Source organism: Mycobacterium terramassiliense (genome assembly GCF_900157385.1).
GTDB lineage: Bacteria > Actinomycetota > Actinomycetes > Mycobacteriales > Mycobacteriaceae > Mycobacterium > Mycobacterium terramassiliense.
The window spans coordinates 1,317,624-1,332,702 of the sequence record NZ_LT717701.1 but is presented as its reverse complement, the minus strand read 5'-3'; the positions used below and the strand labels follow the sequence as shown (position 1 = coordinate 1,332,702).

The 15,079-nt window shown below is 66.0% G+C and carries 15 protein-coding genes; 9 read left to right on the top strand and 6 right to left on the bottom strand.

Going from position 1 to position 15,079, the window contains the following annotated elements:
- Positions 1 to 104: 104 nt before the first annotated feature.
- Positions 105 to 1,832: a PE family protein gene (locus MTAB308_RS21000; RefSeq protein ID WP_077101793.1), complete on the top strand. Its 1,728-nt coding sequence runs from the start codon at positions 105 to 107 to the stop codon at positions 1,830 to 1,832.
- 71 nt (positions 1,833 to 1,903) lie between these two features.
- On the opposite strand, the gene MTAB308_RS20995 is transcribed toward MTAB308_RS21000, so the two are convergent.
- The gene (locus MTAB308_RS20995) at positions 1,904 to 3,421 is read right to left on the bottom strand and encodes a wax ester/triacylglycerol synthase domain-containing protein (RefSeq protein ID WP_077101791.1); all 1,518 of its coding nucleotides are present in this window, start codon (positions 3,419 to 3,421) and stop codon (positions 1,904 to 1,906) included.
- A gap of 442 nt (positions 3,422 to 3,863) precedes the next feature.
- Here MTAB308_RS20995 and MTAB308_RS20985 point away from each other — a divergent pair, with 442 nt between their 5' ends.
- Together MTAB308_RS20985 and MTAB308_RS20980 are read left to right on the top strand one after the other, a co-directional pair.
- Entirely contained in the window at positions 3,864 to 4,667 is an 804-nt protein-coding gene (locus MTAB308_RS20985) for a transglutaminase-like domain-containing protein (RefSeq protein WP_173842261.1), read from the top strand.
- A gap of 166 nt (positions 4,668 to 4,833) precedes the next feature.
- Complete coding sequence (locus tag MTAB308_RS20980) at positions 4,834 to 5,304, top strand: DUF5994 family protein (protein WP_077101784.1); 471 nt, start codon at positions 4,834 to 4,836, stop codon at positions 5,302 to 5,304.
- Positions 5,305 to 5,390: 86 nt separating this feature from the next.
- Here MTAB308_RS20980 and MTAB308_RS20975 read toward each other — a convergent pair whose 3' ends face one another.
- On the bottom strand, positions 5,391 to 6,011 hold the full coding sequence (locus MTAB308_RS20975; protein WP_425436293.1) for a DUF5994 family protein: 621 nt from the start codon (positions 6,009 to 6,011) through the stop codon (positions 5,391 to 5,393).
- A 351-nt stretch (positions 6,012 to 6,362) separates the two neighbouring features.
- Here MTAB308_RS20975 and MTAB308_RS30630 point away from each other — a divergent pair, with 351 nt between their 5' ends.
- The 4 genes from MTAB308_RS30630 (at position 6,363) to MTAB308_RS20960 (ending at position 10,387) form a co-directional block, all read left to right on the top strand.
- Positions 6,363 to 6,830 carry a DUF5994 family protein gene (locus MTAB308_RS30630; RefSeq protein WP_425436292.1) on the top strand — a complete coding sequence of 156 codons (468 nt, stop codon included), beginning with the start codon at positions 6,363 to 6,365 and terminating at the stop codon, positions 6,828 to 6,830.
- Positions 6,831 to 7,014: 184 nt separating this feature from the next.
- Positions 7,015 to 7,149: a hypothetical protein gene (locus MTAB308_RS30340; RefSeq protein WP_281253126.1), complete on the top strand. Its 135-nt coding sequence runs from the start codon at positions 7,015 to 7,017 to the stop codon at positions 7,147 to 7,149.
- 746 nt (positions 7,150 to 7,895) lie between these two features.
- Positions 7,896 to 9,530 (top strand): fatty acyl-AMP ligase, encoded by a 1,635-nt coding sequence (locus tag MTAB308_RS20965; protein ID WP_077104596.1) that lies wholly within the window; start codon positions 7,896 to 7,898, stop codon positions 9,528 to 9,530.
- 59 nt (positions 9,531 to 9,589) lie between these two features.
- On the top strand, positions 9,590 to 10,387 hold the full coding sequence (locus MTAB308_RS20960; protein ID WP_077104594.1) for a GAF and ANTAR domain-containing protein: 798 nt from the start codon (positions 9,590 to 9,592) through the stop codon (positions 10,385 to 10,387).
- A gap of 5 nt (positions 10,388 to 10,392) precedes the next feature.
- Here MTAB308_RS20960 and MTAB308_RS20955 read toward each other — a convergent pair whose 3' ends face one another.
- Together MTAB308_RS20955 and MTAB308_RS20950 are read right to left on the bottom strand one after the other, a co-directional pair.
- The gene (locus tag MTAB308_RS20955; RefSeq protein ID WP_077101780.1) at positions 10,393 to 11,151 is read right to left on the bottom strand and encodes a GAF and ANTAR domain-containing protein; all 759 of its coding nucleotides are present in this window, start codon (positions 11,149 to 11,151) and stop codon (positions 10,393 to 10,395) included.
- Between the two features lie 43 nt (positions 11,152 to 11,194).
- On the bottom strand, positions 11,195 to 11,896 hold the full coding sequence (locus MTAB308_RS20950; RefSeq protein ID WP_425436291.1) for a GAF and ANTAR domain-containing protein: 702 nt from the start codon (positions 11,894 to 11,896) through the stop codon (positions 11,195 to 11,197).
- 256 nt (positions 11,897 to 12,152) lie between these two features.
- On the opposite strand from MTAB308_RS20950, the gene MTAB308_RS20945 reads away from it, so the two are divergent.
- Together MTAB308_RS20945 and MTAB308_RS20940 are read left to right on the top strand one after the other, a co-directional pair.
- Positions 12,153 to 12,404, top strand: coding sequence for a hypothetical protein (locus MTAB308_RS20945; RefSeq protein ID WP_157900997.1), 252 nt, complete (start codon positions 12,153 to 12,155; stop codon positions 12,402 to 12,404).
- A gap of 286 nt (positions 12,405 to 12,690) precedes the next feature.
- Positions 12,691 to 13,098, top strand: a complete 408-nt coding sequence (locus MTAB308_RS20940; protein WP_077101774.1) for a PAS domain S-box protein — start codon at positions 12,691 to 12,693, stop codon at positions 13,096 to 13,098.
- Positions 13,099 to 13,181: 83 nt separating this feature from the next.
- On the opposite strand, the gene MTAB308_RS20935 is transcribed toward MTAB308_RS20940, so the two are convergent.
- Together MTAB308_RS20935 and MTAB308_RS20930 are read right to left on the bottom strand one after the other, a co-directional pair.
- Positions 13,182 to 13,415 carry a hypothetical protein gene (locus MTAB308_RS20935; protein ID WP_077104592.1) on the bottom strand — a complete coding sequence of 78 codons (234 nt, stop codon included), beginning with the start codon at positions 13,413 to 13,415 and terminating at the stop codon, positions 13,182 to 13,184.
- Positions 13,416 to 13,878: 463 nt separating this feature from the next.
- Positions 13,879 to 14,853 carry a carbohydrate kinase family protein gene (locus tag MTAB308_RS20930; RefSeq protein ID WP_077101772.1) on the bottom strand — a complete coding sequence of 325 codons (975 nt, stop codon included), beginning with the start codon at positions 14,851 to 14,853 and terminating at the stop codon, positions 13,879 to 13,881.
- Between the last annotated feature and the right edge of the window lie 226 nt (positions 14,854 to 15,079).

Here is a 15,079-nt window from a genome sequence, read left to right as displayed (position 1 = left end):
CCAGTGAAAGGCCTTGCGGCCGAAGACTTGCCCGACGAACGTCTGGCCTGAACGCCCGCCCCGCCCCCCGGCCCCCTTTATGCTGGCGTGGGAGGGAGGGACCGATGACGTACGTGCTCGCTCAGCCGCAGGTGATGGCGAGAGCGGCCGCGGATGTAGCGGCGATTGGTTCGACGATCCATGAGGCCGCGGCGGCCGCGGCGGGCAGAACAACCGCAGTGGCGGCGGCAGCCGCCGACGAAATATCCGCCGCGGTGGCCAGACTGTTCAACGCGTACGGCCAGGAGTGGGGAACGCTGATCGGGCGGGCGGCGGCGGTCCACGGTGAGCTCGCCCGGGCGCTGGGGGCGGCGGGTGACGCCTACGCCGACACCGAGGCCGCCGGCCGGGCCGCGCTCGCCGCGACCAGCGGCTCCACTGCCGGCGTGGGCGGCGGCGCCGGGGCGCTGCCCGCGATGACGAATGCGGCGCTGGGGGACCCGGTCGTCACTTTCGTCTTGGGTGGCAGCGGAACACCGATACCTCCGCAAGACTTCGTGACCAACGTTGTCACCAAGTACGTCATGCCCAATTTCCCCGTTGGCCTCGTCCAAGCCCTCTCCATGCCGGCCGGAGAATATCCGGATAGCGGCATCAAAGACCTGATGCAAAACATATCGATAGCCCGCGGCGTCACGACCCTGAATAACGCGATCCAACAGCAACTTGCCGCCGGAAACACCGTCAACGTACTGGGCTACTCGCAGGGCGCCAACATCGCCGCGCTCGAAATGCGGTTATTGGATCCCGGCGGCACGCCGAGCAATCTACCGATAAATTTTGTGCTGCTTGGCAATTCGATGAACCCCAACGGGGGCTGGGACGCGCGGTTCCCGGGTCTTAACTTGCCGACGCTGGGCTTTTCGACCCTCGGCCCGATGCCGACCAACGACTTCGTCACCAAGGTTTACACCCTGGAATACGACGGCTGGGCCGACTTCCCGCGATACCCGATCGACATCTTCTCCGACTTGAATGCCCTGGCGGGCATGGTGACGGTGCACACGGGCTATGACACCCTGACGTCGACTCAGGTCAATTCGGCGATTGTGCTGCCGACACAGGGCCCCACCCAGACCACCTTCTACATGATTCCCAACCAGAACCTGCCGCTGCTGGATCCGGTGCGGCTCATCCCCTACGTCGGGAACCCGATCGCGGATTTGGTGCAACCGGTTTTGACGCCTGTCGTCAATTGGGGCTACGGCGACCCGAATTTCGGCTGGTCCACCGGACCGGCCAATGTGACCACCCCCTTCGGATTCTTGCCGCCGCGCAGCGACACCACCGCCCTAGGGCCCGCCCTGATCAGTGGGATCCACCAGGGAATCGGCGCCGCGATCGGCGACTTCCGCGCCGAGGGACCACCGCAGCTGCCGTCGCTGCAGGACATGGCGCAGGCGCTTGCGTCAGGTGCGCCGGGGTCCGGCACACCGGCCCTGCCCGCCGGGCCGCCCACGATCACCGACCTTCTCTCGGGCCTGGAGGCGGCGAACACCCAGATCGTCGGCGCCGGGACGACGGCATTCTCGACCGCCTACTCGACGCTGCTTCCGACGGCAGACATCGCGACGGCCGCCCTCGCCTCCCTGCCGTCGTATGACGTCAACCTGTTCCTGAACGGGATCGCGCAAATGGTCAACGGCCAGCCCCTCGACGGGCTCATCAACGCGTTTGGCAACCCGGTCGCCGCCGACGTCGGATTGCTGCCGATGCTGGGCGGTTTGGAAGTCGCGGTCCTCGGGGAGGCGGGTTACTCGATCCTGACCGGCACGCCGTACGGGAGCTTCTGATCCTTCCCGCAGTGGCCACGGGCGGATGCATGAACGGACGACAAGCTGCCGCTCGCGACGGCAGCGGGGGCTCACTTGAACCAGTCAGAGCTTCTGCCGCGTGAACGATTCACGGGGTGCGTCGTCATCTCTGTAACGACGGAACGGCCTTGCCCCCGAGGAGATTCCTGTGCGGCCGCCACCAGAATGTCGAGTGAGTGCGCGATCCCGGACGCGAGATCGTCGACCGCCGGTACGTTGTCGGGGCACGCGCACACGCTCACATCCAGATCTTCGCCGCGGGAGGTCATCGCGATGTTCAACCCACTTTCCTCGGCCAGTGGTGCCACGGTGTGCATGCCGATGACCTTGGCGCCGGCACAGTACGCCGGCACCGGCTCGATGGCAGTCGAGGAGACACTGCCATGACAGATCGGCTCGAGCTGACGCCGCAGGCCTGATCGAGCGTAGAGCTGCGCACCCACGTGAGCTACCGCCGGCGGGATGAGCGAGGCCATCGTCTCCGAATCAATTGCGGGACTATTTTCGTTGCTGCGGCTCCGGATTGCGTTCAGCCGTTCGGTGGCGGTGTGGAGATTGGCCAGGACCTGCACAGGGTCGTCTAGGTGTACCGGGATGCGGAGTCGCCCCACCGTCAACGCCCTGCCCATCCGGGGGGATTCCGTGGCCGGCAACTCGAACGGCATCCGCATTAACAGCGGACCGTCGGGCACCGTGTCGTGTCGTTGCAGCCAGGCGCGCAAAGACAGCGCGCACGCGGCGAGAACGACGTTGGTGATGCTGCCCCCGAACGCATCGCTCACCGTCTTCACGTCCGCCAACGGAATGGAGGCAAATGCCACCGCGCGCCGTTTGGTCAGCGGCGCGTTGAACACCGTGCGTGGCACCGGCCCACTCATCGACGACGTCGACGGGGTCGTCGGTCGACGTTGGCGCGCGCGGAGCAGCCGGCTGCTGGCGGCCTGCAGCACACCCGACACGGTGTCGGCGATCAGCCACATGCCGGTGACGTGGTTCTCGACCAGCTCGGTCACCACGTCGGCAATCAGTTCGCGGCCGGTGGGAGCCGAGCCGAGGCTCGGCTCGGTCGGCAGATTCTTGGCAGGGTCGGCATGGGGCCCGGCAGTCAGTAGCCGCGGCCACAAGGACGCCGCCCCTGCGGCCCCGTCATTCAGTGCGGGCGACATCTTCACCGCCAGTGCCCAACGGCGGCCCGCCAGACCGTTGATGCTCCACGCCTCCCACAGGTGATTCTGCCGATCGTTTCGCCCGGTGCTCAGCTGGGCGATGAGATCGGCCAACTCGCGCCGACCGCCGGGCGCGCGCACCGTTGCGCAATGAATCTGCGGGGAGGGGTCATAGTCCTCGATCTCGGCCCACACCGGCTGCCCAATCCCCAGCGGCTTGGCCACCAGTCGGCTGCGGAAGCGCGCCATCTGCGGCAGCGACGCGGCCACCAGTTCGCGTAGCCGTTGGTGGCTGAGCTGATCGGACGCGTCGATGATGACCAGAGCGACCGTGTGGGCGGGCATCCTCGAGCTCTGCGTGTGCAGCGACAGCGCATCCATCCCCGACAGTCGCGTGACCATTAGCGCACCATCTCCTTGACCGCGACAACGGCCAGCTCACTTCAATCGGCGGCGACCAAGGGCGATCGCGACCGCGACGCCGCCGATGGGTCGCACCCCGCTCCGGTCGGGTGGGTCTGGACAGCGACGGTCAGCCGGCGCCGCAGCCACGAGTCCCGGCCCTCGGAGAGCCGTGCTGCGTCTGTACACACAGTGCTTAATCGACGGCGGCCGGCCTGGTGCTGACTGCTTAACACCACAGTTGCGCACCAACGGCCATCTGGCGGCAGACCATTTCGAACGCAACCTGCTCGATCCGCCACTGCCATCCACCGTAGGCGAAACCGGGCGAAGAGAGAAGATTCGAATGCGAGCCGCGGCGGGACTGGCAGGCGACACGCCCGTCCGCGACGGCTCCGTCGCTCGCCTGGCGGATCCGCACCGTTTGGCGCATCATCACGCTATGAGACGCGAAGTGGGCGCCGAGATCGAAGTCGAAATCACCGCTCCCACGACGCTGGAATTTCAGATTGCGGTGGCCCCGCATCCGGGCACCGAGGTCTTCGAATCGCTGCGCTTTGTCTGGAACGGAGAGCCCATCCGGCCGTCGGAGATCAGCGGCGTGCATGGCAACCGCATCCACAAGTTCGAAGCCGGGGTGGGCACACTGAAGGCCGACTATGCGGCGACGATCGTCGGTCAAACCGATCCCGCACCGGTGACGGAGTACGACCTGTCGATGTATCTGCGACCCAGCCGCTACGCCGAGGCCGATAAGTTCTACGGTTTCGCCGCAACCGAATTCGGCACTTACGGTGATTCGGCGACGCTGCTGGAGAATGTGAGCTCATGGGTGGGCACCAGGCTGAACTATGTGCCCGGCTCAAGCGATCCAATCGACGGGGCGGTGGACACCTTGCTCTCCGGCGAAGGTGTCTGTCGCGACTATGCGCACCTGGTGGTGGCCCTGCTGCGGGCCGTTAACGTCCCCGCCCGCCTGGTGTCGGTGTATGCGCCGGGCCTGTACCCGATGGACTTCCACGCGGTGGCCGAGGCTTTTGTCGACGGGCAATGGCGGGTGGTCGATGCGACACTGTTAGCGCCGCGACAGACCCTGGTTCGCATAGCCACCGGTCGTGACGCCTCCGACACCGCGTTCCTCGACAATCACAAAGGCGCGATCACGCTGAATCAACTGGTCGTCACCGCCGTCCTGGACGGCGACTTGCCGGTGGACTCGATCGACCACCTGGTATCCATCCGCTGAGCCCGCCCGATCGGGCCGAAGCGGCAACCACCATGCGGCCGGTAGCCCTGCACCGCGCGTGTAGTGTGGAAGACATTGGCGATACCCCGTGCCTGACTATTCAATGCCATGTCGTCGCCGATTCGATTGATTTGACCGGTCTCGCGGTCAAGACAGGAGCGTCGCTATGACGCCGAAAGATGACCACATGGACGCCGGGAACCGGCATACCCCGCCGGCGCACACACCGCGCCTGAGGCTGAAAGCCAAAGCGCCCCAGAGCGGATACGTCGACGGTGCATGGTGGCCGCACAGTGACGACCTCACGGCGGAGCTGCCAGACCTGCTGTCGGTGCTGTCGGTCCGGCTGGGGCGGATCGCCCGCGTGCTCTACAACATGAACGACTGGGCAACGGCACCAGCAAAATTCGCGACGGGCGGGCGAACGGTACGACTCGACGGGTATCACCGACAGCCGGTGAACACCGTCGAAGTCCTCGGGCTCAACCGCAGCAAGATCGTCCTATTGGTTGTTTCCCCGCATGCCGACCCCGAGCAGGCGCACGCCATCATGATGACAGCGGCCGGGCCAAGCAACGCCGCGACCGTCGACAGTCTGCTCACGACCGACGCAGAAGAAACAGAAACCCGCGTCTAGGCCGGCGGCCTCAAAAGCACCGGGAATCAACGGATCCCGTTGCTCCTCGGCTTCGCGGTAGGCCCCACGGCAGCGGCGGGATGTCCTCAGTCATCCCCGCCCTGAGGTGTTGCTGCGACATCCTTTCGCCGCGAGGGGCGCACTTCAAACATTCGCTCGCCCCGGGCCATGCGGATAATGCACTCGGCTGTCTGGAAGGCGCGGGAATCGCGATGCGCCGCGTATACGGGAAGGCCGGCGGCCTGGCGCAAGACCATCACCGCAAGGGCCGTGCCGGTTCGGTGCGGAACGATCAGAAGTTTCGCCCGCGCCTCGCGGCCGCCGACCGTCATGATGTGTGGGCGTATCCCCTGCCACCAGCCCCAACTCAGGTCCGGCTGGCGCTGCAACGACGACCAGTTGACGTCGATGTCGATGATCTGGCCTAAACGGGCATCCAGAACGGCGACCAATTCGGTCAGCTCGCGTGAGATCACGCCTGTACGGGGCCACCACGCTCCATCGATCTTGTTCCCGAGCCGGGACGCCAGAGTGAGCCGCACCGGGCTCGCATGGCGTTGCGGCCCCGCCGCATCGATCACGCCTGCGGTTCGCTCCCCCACCGACGTCGCGCCGTCGTACCCGTGCTTCCCGGGATCTGCGCCGAGGTCGGTTGCCGGATTCTGTTGTGACGCAATGCCACCGATCGACGGTTCCGCGCGTTTCATGGGAACGACCCTTCGCAGTTCGAAGCGATCAACCCGGACAGCGGGCCGACGGAGGAATTGCATTGCCCGTGATCTCGACGGGGGATGACGTTCGAGGCCAGCGCCGACAACGAAACAGCTCTACAGCGACGTTACGCCACCACCCCTTCTGGTGCGGACACGTGGGTATGGTGGGCGCGAATCCCGGGCCGCACCCAACCGGTTGTCGACCGGCAAGGGACGCCGATTCATGGCGATTCATCGACCGTCTCGGGATCGGTCGGGGTTATGGTCACAGTGTCGTGGGTTTGTCGAGTACCGCCCCCTTGGGTAGCCGTCTGCGATAGCAAATGAGTCGACGGGAGCGTCGCGGTGGCGCACATTTCTTCGGATGACCCGAGCGCTGCCCGATTAGCCCTATGCGAACGCGACCTCACCCACGCTGCCGTAGATGGCGCTTGGTGGCCGAAAAGCCTGGATCTGAGGGCAGAGCTACCCGACTTGCTGGCCGTATTCGGTTGCTGGATTGGCGCTGTGCACCGCGTCGTTTATGACCCCAGCGTGTGGTTGCCCGCCCCGACACGACTTATCCGGCACAGTGAAATGGTCTCGCTGAACCCATACCGGCTGGTCTTCAGCGACACCATCTATCTAGTCGGAACGCACTCGCGCGACGCGGTGTTGTTCGTGCTTGCGCCGTCGAGCTCGGGCGACGAGGCGCGCCGCCTTCTCCACGAGGTCTCGACGTCAGCCCTACCGAGGAATGCTCGGGCGTTGCGGCGACTAACCCGCCAAGATGACTCGGAGAGCGAGCCGTCGGCGGAATCGTGGCTTGGATAGTGGTTTTCGGACGTGCTTAAGACGGATCGGCCGTTCGTGTGACTCGCGGCAACCACCGCCGTCGCGGCCATGGCTTCTGCGACAACGCGGGTTTCTTCCGCGGCGACGGCCGACCGGCGCCGGCCTGCGGGGCGTACACTTGCCGAACCGGGACCGACACAGGCCCCCATTTCAAAGGGCCGCGATGTCTGATAAATCTCCCAAGCAAACCATGACCAAGAAATCCGGCAAGTCCCTGAAAGAGAAACGGGCCGTCAAGCGCGCCAAGGCCGACCACAGGTCACAGGTCGAGACCTTGCTGCCCACCAAGCACCGCTGACGGGTCGGCCCGTCGAAGTAGGGTATCAGCGTTCTCAGTCGCGGTGTTATCGAATCCGGGGCTCAATACCCGGACACCCACGCGGCGGCTGGATTCCGTCGACTTCTCCTGGCGCACAGGGGATTTGCGAAGGTTCGCGGACGAGCACGTGTGCGACGGTGGGGGATAACATCACTGCGGCGGCGGCCGCGAACCGCGGCGTTCAGCAATTTCCTGAACGCGCCTGCGGTATCGTTGAGCGCGGTTGATTGCGCAGCCACCCCGGAAGCGTCCGGTGGCGATCGGTAAGGTCCCCGCCGGCACGCGTCTGTCCATCCGGTTCATCCGACGGTCACAGGGTTTGCTTGCAACTGCCCCTGACGGAGTCCGGTGCTCAGAACTTTGATCGCTGCACCCGTCGGCGACAACGGCGCGCCTCGCCGGCTGATGGCCCGCGGGCGTCTTCCGCCCGCGCGCCTGACATGCTCTGGCTTCGGGCGGACCGGGGAACCATTCGGGATGAGCGCAACGCCGGCGCGCTGGGCCGCCGCGTCCCTGATTGGTTCGATCTCCGCCTGGAGCGCACTCCCGCCGCCTCGACATCGGCAAACGATCGTGGCCCAGCGGTCTCACTGCAGCCATGGCGAACCCACCTTGGCGCACCGGCTTGAGTCGCGCGGTCGGTCCGCAGCGCACCACCTCGCCGCACGGTGCGAGGCCGACCCCGGCGCCGCCACACCGCCGCCGCCGCCGCCGAAGGAATGGTCTTGAGTAAATTCACCGAAACGATGTACGGCACCGCCCAATCCGGTTCGAACGGGTTGGTCACCGGGGAGCCTAACGGTGCGGTCCGGCATTCCTGGAGCGAAGTGCACGAGCGGGCCCGTCGGATCGCGGGCGGACTGGCCACGGCCGGCGTGGGGCCCGGTGACGCCGTTCCCGTGCTGGCGGGCGCCCCGGCTGAGATTGCACCGGCCGCGCAGGGCATCTGGATGCGCGGCGCCAGCCTCACCATGCTCCACCAGCCCACCCCGCGCACCGACCTTCCGCGCTGGGCCGAAGAAACTGCGGGCGTCATCAAGATGATCGGCGCCAGAGCGGTTGTCGTCTCTGACCCGTTCATGGCCGCGGTCCCGTTGCTGACCCAGCTGGGCATGCGAGTGCTGGCCGCCGACCGGCTGCTCGACAGCAACCCGATCGATCCGGTCGAGACCGACGACGACGACGTTGCGCTGCTGCAATTGACGTCCGGGTCCACCGGGTCACCCAAGGCCGTGCAGATCACACACCGCAACGTCGTATCCAATGCCGAGGCGATGTTCATCGGCGCAAAAGTCGACATCGACACCGACGTGATCGTGAGCTGGCTACCGCTTTTCCACGACATGGGCATGACCGGATTCTTGACCGTGCCAATGTATTTCGGCGCCGAGCTGGTCAAAGTCACCCCGATGGACTTCCTCCGTGACATCCTGCTGTGGGCCAGGCTCATCGACAAGTACCGGGGTACCATGACGGCGGCGCCGAACTTCGCCTACACCCTGCTGGCCAAGCGGCTTCGCAAATTGGCCCAGCCCGGCCAGTTCGACCTGTCCTCCCTGCGATGGGCACTGTCGGGCGCCGAACAGGTCGAACCCGCCGACGTCGAAGAACTCTGCGAGGCCGGCAAGCCGTTCGGGTTACGCCCGGAGGCAATCCTGCCGGCTTACGGCATGGCCGAGACGACGGTTGCGGTGTCTTTCTCCGAGTGCGGCGCGGGCCTGGTGGTCGACGAGGTCGACGCCGACCTGCTCGCCGTATTGCACCGCGCCGTGCCGGCGAGCAAGGGAAAAACTCGGCGGCTGGCCACACTTGGCCGCCTGCTGAAGGGGCTGGACGCCCGCATCGTCGACGAAGACGGCAACGTCCTTCCCGTCCGGGGCGTCGGTGTCATCCAGGTGCGCGGCGAACCCGTGACCCTGGGCTACGCGACGATGGGCGGCTTCGTCGCTGCACAAGACGACCAAGGGTGGTATGACACCGGCGATCTCGGGTACCTCACCGAGTCCGGACAGGTCGTCGTGTGCGGCCGGGTCAAGGACGTGATCATCATGGCCGGGCGCAACATCTACCCGACCGACATCGAACGGGCCGCCGCCCGCGTCTGCGGCGTCCGACCCGGTAGTGCCGTGGCGGTGCGCCTGGATGCCGGGCACGCGCGTGAGACGTTCGCTATCGCAGTGGAGTCCAACGACTGGCGGGATCCGGCCGAGGTGCGGCGCATCGAGCAGCAGGTGGCCCACGAGGTGGTCGCCGAAGTCGATGTCCGGCCCCGCAACGTGGTGGTGCTCGAGCCGGGAATGATCCCCAAGACGCCCTCGGGAAAACTGCGGCGGGCCCATACCTTGGCGCTCGTCGGCTGACTTCTTCGGGAGGCGGTAGAGAGTACGTTTGTGGTCGAGGGTGTACGCGAGGAGGGATGTTGGCCGACTTCGACGCCCAACCGGGTCGTAAGGTGCCGCCCGAGCTCTCCCCCACCCAACGGGAAGCGGACGAGGCCGAACTGTATGCCGGGCTCCGCGGAGTGGCCGGGATTGTCGCCGGCGCCGGCGGAGTGATCGACCTTCTCCGGGACGTCGCCGAGTTCGCGTCCCAGGCCATCCCGGGCGCCGAAGGCGTGGGCGTCGCCTTGATCGACCCGCAGCACGGCATATCCAGCGTGCGGACCTGGGCGGCAACGGCGGCGCTTGTCTACGAGATCGACACGGTTCAGTACGACGAATTGAAGGAAGGGCCATGCATCACCTGCATGCAGTCGCGGCGGCCCACGGTGAGCGGATCGCTGGGCAGTGATGACCGGTGGCCGCACTTTGGTGGCCGGGTGGCGCGGATGCGCATGCACTCGGCGCTGGCGCTGCCGTTGGTCGTCGGCGAGCAGGTGATCGGCTCGATCAATGCCTATGCCAAGAGCCGCGACGCGTTCGCCGAGCACGCCGTGCGGTTGGGGTCTCAGTTCGCCAGGCCCGCCGCGGTTTCGGTGTACAACGCGCAGTTGCTGGCCAGCGCACACGAACGAACGCTGCGATTGCAGCGGGCGCTGGACAGCCGATCGGTGATCGATCAGGCGATCGGCATCATCCGCAGCCGGTCGGGGGGCAGCGCCGACGAGGCCTTCGAGCGGCTCACCCGGATCAGCCAAACCGAGAACGTCAAGCTGTACGCCGTCGCCGAGCGGCTGGTCGACGAGGCCGTGCGGCGGGCGCGCGCGTGGCGCCGCTGAGCCGATTAATGGGGTGGTGCCGCCGCGAGTTCGGCCAACCGCGCCACCAGGATTGGGCGGGAATGTCGATCCGTCATCAATCTCTGGGCGACGTCGGTCAGGTGTTCCCCGTTGGCCCGCGCGTACGTCCGTAACAGGTTGAAGGCCTGGTCCACGGACACACCCAGCATTTGGCGCAGCAGGCCCTTGGCCTGCTCGACGACGACCCGGCTGGTCAGCGCGGAACGCAGCTGCGGCATCAGGGTGGCGGGTGTGGGTGGGTGTTCCTGGAGGATCGCGACGCATGCGATGTGGGTCAGGGTCTGGCCCACGAGCAGATCGGCCTCGGTGAGTTCGCCGGCGCGGGTGCCGAACAACCCGAGGGCGCCCAGCACGATGCCCGCCGCCCGCATCGGGACGGCGTGCACCGACGCGAAGCCGGCGCCGGCGGCGGCGGGAACGAACCGCGGCCACCGCTCCGTTGCCCGTTCGATGTCGGCGACCGAGACCGGTCGGCCGGTGGTGTAGCAATCCACACACGGGCCTTCGTCGGCTTGTAGCTGGAAGAGTTCGATGTCGCGGGCATGCTCCGATGTGGCGGCCAGCAGGCGGAGCTGGTGCAGCGGGTCGGCGAGCAGAAATCCGGCGGCCTCGATGTCGAGCAGCTCGGCGCAGCGCTCGGTGAGCGCGGTCAGGAGATCGACCACGTCGAAGTCATCGAGGAGGCTATCGACGAGCGAGACGACGGCGTCCAGCACGCGAGTTTCACGAGGGGTGTCGGTCACGGCGCCCTCCTTCCTGAGATGTTGGTGTCCATGCGATCCCGCATCAGTCGACCTCGAGCTGTAGTCGGCGCTCGAGGATGTCGCGGGCGACGTCGGTGGCGGTGCGGCCGGCGGCGTAAGCGTGGGCGCGCAGCCGGACAAGGGCCTCGGCCGGTTCGATCTCTAGCTGGGCGACAAGCATTCCCGTGGCCTGACTGACCTCCGCGCGACTCAGCGTGTTGAGTTCGGCCCAGGCGTCACTGTTCGGGTCGGCGGCCGCAGCCTGCAGGTCGGCGTCGAGGAGGTCAAGCAGCGGGATGCCCGCAAGCTCCGCGGCGGCGACCGCACCGACCAATTCGTCGCCCAGGAGTGGACCCGGCTGCGCGCGGAACAAATCGAGCGCGCCGACGAATTCGCCTGCCACGACTACGGGTATGGCGTAGACGCCTCTGATCTGGTGAGCCAGCATCGCGGGCCGGTACGCGGGCCACCGGGCCTCCTGAGCGTCGGCAAGGTCGACGACGAGGATCGGAATCCGCCGGCTTACCGCCTCCAGGCACGGCCCTTCCCCGAGGGTGAACTGCAGTTCGTCATAAGTACGGGCGGGCGCGCCGCTTGCTCCCAGAGTTCCGCTGTTCGCGCCCTCGAAGACGAGCGAAATCGCTGCCGCATCAACGTCGAGAAGAACCACGCACGCCTGGCACAGGCGGTCGGCGGCCTCTACCCCGCGGCGGCCGTCGACGGCCGCGAGGAGCCGCTCGTGCATCGCCACATTTAGCCGAACGGGCTTCGGGCAACTGCGAAACTGCCCGGGGGTCTCGGCCGCAAGCTCATCCCTCCACCTTCCACTAGTTGGAGGGATTTGACGAGGGCGGGGCGTCCGCCACGCAGTGGGCCGTCTCGTCGGCCCGGTAAAACGGTGATTGACCCGTGCCGTCAACGGGAGAATCCTTCAAGGTGATGGCCGGGACGATTCCCGGGCTGCCGACACGGCCGACCCATCACGACGATCCGGGAGCGCAATGAGTTCTGAACATGCAACAGAAAAGGTGCCGCTTTCAGAGATCCGGGAGGGCGACATGCTCCACGATCCCCACTCTGGCAACTGGCTCAAGGTCACCCACACAGCGGACGGCACCACGCGCACCACTGACGACAATCCAGAACACGAGAAAACCGTGACCGAGCACTATCGCGTGTACTCGGGCGACGGAGGTGAGGAGATCGATTCCCGGCTCGTCACGGGTCTCGTCGATCGCCAGGTGAGAGAGTAATCGCGGGCAGCGCGCGACAATCCCTTGAATTACATTGTGCGGCAACGTATTTCGTCAGCCGCGCCGCCACAGAGGTCTCGTGCCCCGGACCCAAGCCGTCGAGTAACGCCTGCACGCGTTCGACGATGGGCCTGGTTTATCCCCGTTTTGGCAACTATGGTGAGCGGCGGGGCATGTTGTCTCACCTGCGAACTGGCACGCCGCAGTCGATGTGCTTGCTGGGCGTTGTTGCGCCCTCTGAACCGCATACGTTGGCCAAACAGCGTATGCGCAAATGGGCTAACGAATGTCGGAAAGCCGTCGTTCTCGGCGAGCAAGCGATTCCCCGACGGTCAAGCCACGCCAAAGGCCCGCTTTATCCGTGCTCGAACGAATCCCCGTGCCTGCCATAGCTCTAGCGGACGACGGGGCGGTCCTCTTCGCCAACGCGGCATTCGCCGAGATATTGGGCTGCTCACGCGATGCCGTCACCGCGATGAGCTACGAAGAGATCCTTCATGCCCTCCCGACCGAAGAAACACTCTTCCGCGTAGCTCGCCTGCGCGCCGAGGCAATCGGGGAGCTGCAACACCTAGACGGGTCAATGATTTTCGCGAAGATGACCAAGTCGGCGGTGATCCGCCGCGCCGGCGCGGTCGCGATCGCAACTTTTGAACAACTGGTGGAACGACTATCGAGGCTGGCGGAGGTGTGATTCATGCGCCTCCGACGCCTGACAGGACGACGTCGATCCGACGGAGCGGAAGGCGCACCCGGGTCGGGAGTCCTACTGCGTCGTCATGACGCTTTGGCGTACCTGCGGACTAACTCGCCCTCGCCGAACGTGTTCGTGTGCTGAAGGCCGGCGTCGTCGCGGCCGAAAAATGTCCACTGCCCGTCACTTGCCTGTGGCGTGCTGATCAGCTTGACCTCGTAGCGGAGACTTGTGGGCTGCAGGGTGCCGATGACATCGCCGACCCGAATCTTCGAGGGATGAATCTGCGGTGCATCGCACCAATCCTGTATGCCCATGTCGTCCATCCCGTCTGTTGCTTTCACAGTACCGCGTCTTAACCGGACGAGACGCAGATCGGCGATTAACGTCCATCAAGCATCGCAGAGCTCCGGCGGTCCCCCCAGCTCCCGCTCGAGGCCGCCACTTCGCCCTCGAGGGGCGGGTGCGCGAGAAAGTCCGTTGCATGCCAATGCACGAGTAGGGCACACCCGACCACTACCGCGGGAACGTAGTGCTCTGTCGGGTCGATTGACCGCAACGCGCGGCGCCGGGATGGGCCCATCACGCGTGACGCCGCCCGACGCATCAAATGCGCGCGGTGCTTATCTCAGCCGGACCGCCTGGCGCCCAACAGTTTTCGGCAGCCACGCAGGGATGCATCCGCCATGACGATGGCGACGCCCTTGCCGGCCGGGCGTCAGCTACACCTCCCTCGACGCCGCGCACGCGCGCGATTCTGCGTCCGGCGGCCGGGCAGGGTTAGGCGAGCACTGCGGCGATCTCGGTGGCCGCGTCCTCGCCGTAGGCGCCGGCCAGCCGGGACTTCGCCACCTCGTGGTCCCACACCCACTCCTGGGTTCCGGTGGACTCCAGCACCAGCACCGCCACCAGCGAGCCCAGCTGCGCCGAACGCTCCAGGCTCAGCCCCGCGCTGCGCCCGGTCAGGAAACCGGCCCGGAACGCATCGCCGACCCCGGTGGGGTCGGTCTGGCTGGTCTCGGGCACCACACCGACATGCGTGGTCGTCCCGTCGCGCTCCACGATGTCGACGCCCTTGGCGCCCAGCGTCGTCACCCGCAGCCCGACCTTGCCCTGCACGTCGGCCTCCGACCAGCCGGTCTTGGACAACAACAGCTCCCACTCGTAGTCGTTGGTGAACAGGTAGGCCGCACCGTCGACGAGCTTGTCGATGTCTTCCCCGGACAGGCGGGGCAGCTGCTGGGACGGATCGGCGGCAAACGCCAAGCCGAGCTTGCGGCACTCCTCGGTGTGCACCACCATCGCGTCGGGGTCGTTGGCCCCGATGATGACCAGCTCCGGCTTCCCCACCGAGGACACCACGTCGGCGAGCTTGATGTTGCGGGCCTCCGACATCGCCCCCGGATAAAACGACGCGATCTGGGCCATATCGACATCGGTGGTGCAGGTGAACCGCGCGGTGTGCGCGGTCTGTGAGATCAGCACGTGGTCGCAGTTGACGTTGTGCGCCACGAGCCATTCGCGGTAATCGGCGAAGTCATCGCCGGCCGCACCGACCAGCGCTACATCACCGCCCAGCACACCGATGGCAAAGGCGATGTTGCCCGCCACGCCGCCACGGTGGATGACCAGGTCGTCGACGAGGAAGCTAAGCGACACCTTCTGCAGATGGTCGGCCAGCAGCTGCTCGGAAAAGCGGCCGGGGAACCGCATCAGATTGTCGGTCGCAATAGAACCTGTCACCGCGATCGTCACGAAATCTCCATCCTTCGTTATATATATTCACACGCTTGTGCTGTAGCTCGACGTGTGTCCACTAAGCGGACAAGCCCACCGCTGTCACAGCTTTTGGACAGCTTTCGTGGCGGTGTTTAACAGTTGCATAGGTGTATGTTCGGTGTCGAGGCTACCCAATGACGCGTCCCTCAACCATTCGGTTCAGCGCGGCAGTCGCGTATCTGGTTGCGATTGTGTTCCACAT

Bases quoted from the DNA above. Each gene is read 5' to 3' on its own strand.
- MTAB308_RS20935 (WP_077104592.1), bottom strand. From the start codon at position 13,415: ATGGGCATACAGGATTGGTGCGATGCACCGCAGATTCATCCCTCGAAG.
- MTAB308_RS20940 (WP_077101774.1), top strand. From the start codon at position 12,691: ATGTCGGAAAGCCGTCGTTCTCGGCGAGCAAGCGATTCCCCGACGGTC.
- MTAB308_RS20945 (WP_157900997.1), top strand. From the start codon at position 12,153: ATGAGTTCTGAACATGCAACAGAAAAGGTGCCGCTTTCAGAGATCCGG.
- MTAB308_RS20975 (WP_425436293.1), bottom strand. From the start codon at position 6,011: ATGAAACGCGCGGAACCGTCGATCGGTGGCATTGCGTCACAACAGAAT.
- MTAB308_RS20950 (WP_425436291.1), bottom strand. From the start codon at position 11,896: ATGCACGAGCGGCTCCTCGCGGCCGTCGACGGCCGCCGCGGGGTAGAG.
- MTAB308_RS20995 (WP_077101791.1), bottom strand. From the start codon at position 3,421: ATGGTCACGCGACTGTCGGGGATGGATGCGCTGTCGCTGCACACGCAG.
- MTAB308_RS30340 (WP_281253126.1), top strand. From the start codon at position 7,015: ATGTCTGATAAATCTCCCAAGCAAACCATGACCAAGAAATCCGGCAAG.
- MTAB308_RS20985 (WP_173842261.1), top strand. From the start codon at position 3,864: ATGAGACGCGAAGTGGGCGCCGAGATCGAAGTCGAAATCACCGCTCCC.
- MTAB308_RS20980 (WP_077101784.1), top strand. From the start codon at position 4,834: ATGACGCCGAAAGATGACCACATGGACGCCGGGAACCGGCATACCCCG.
- MTAB308_RS21000 (WP_077101793.1), top strand. From the start codon at position 105: ATGACGTACGTGCTCGCTCAGCCGCAGGTGATGGCGAGAGCGGCCGCG.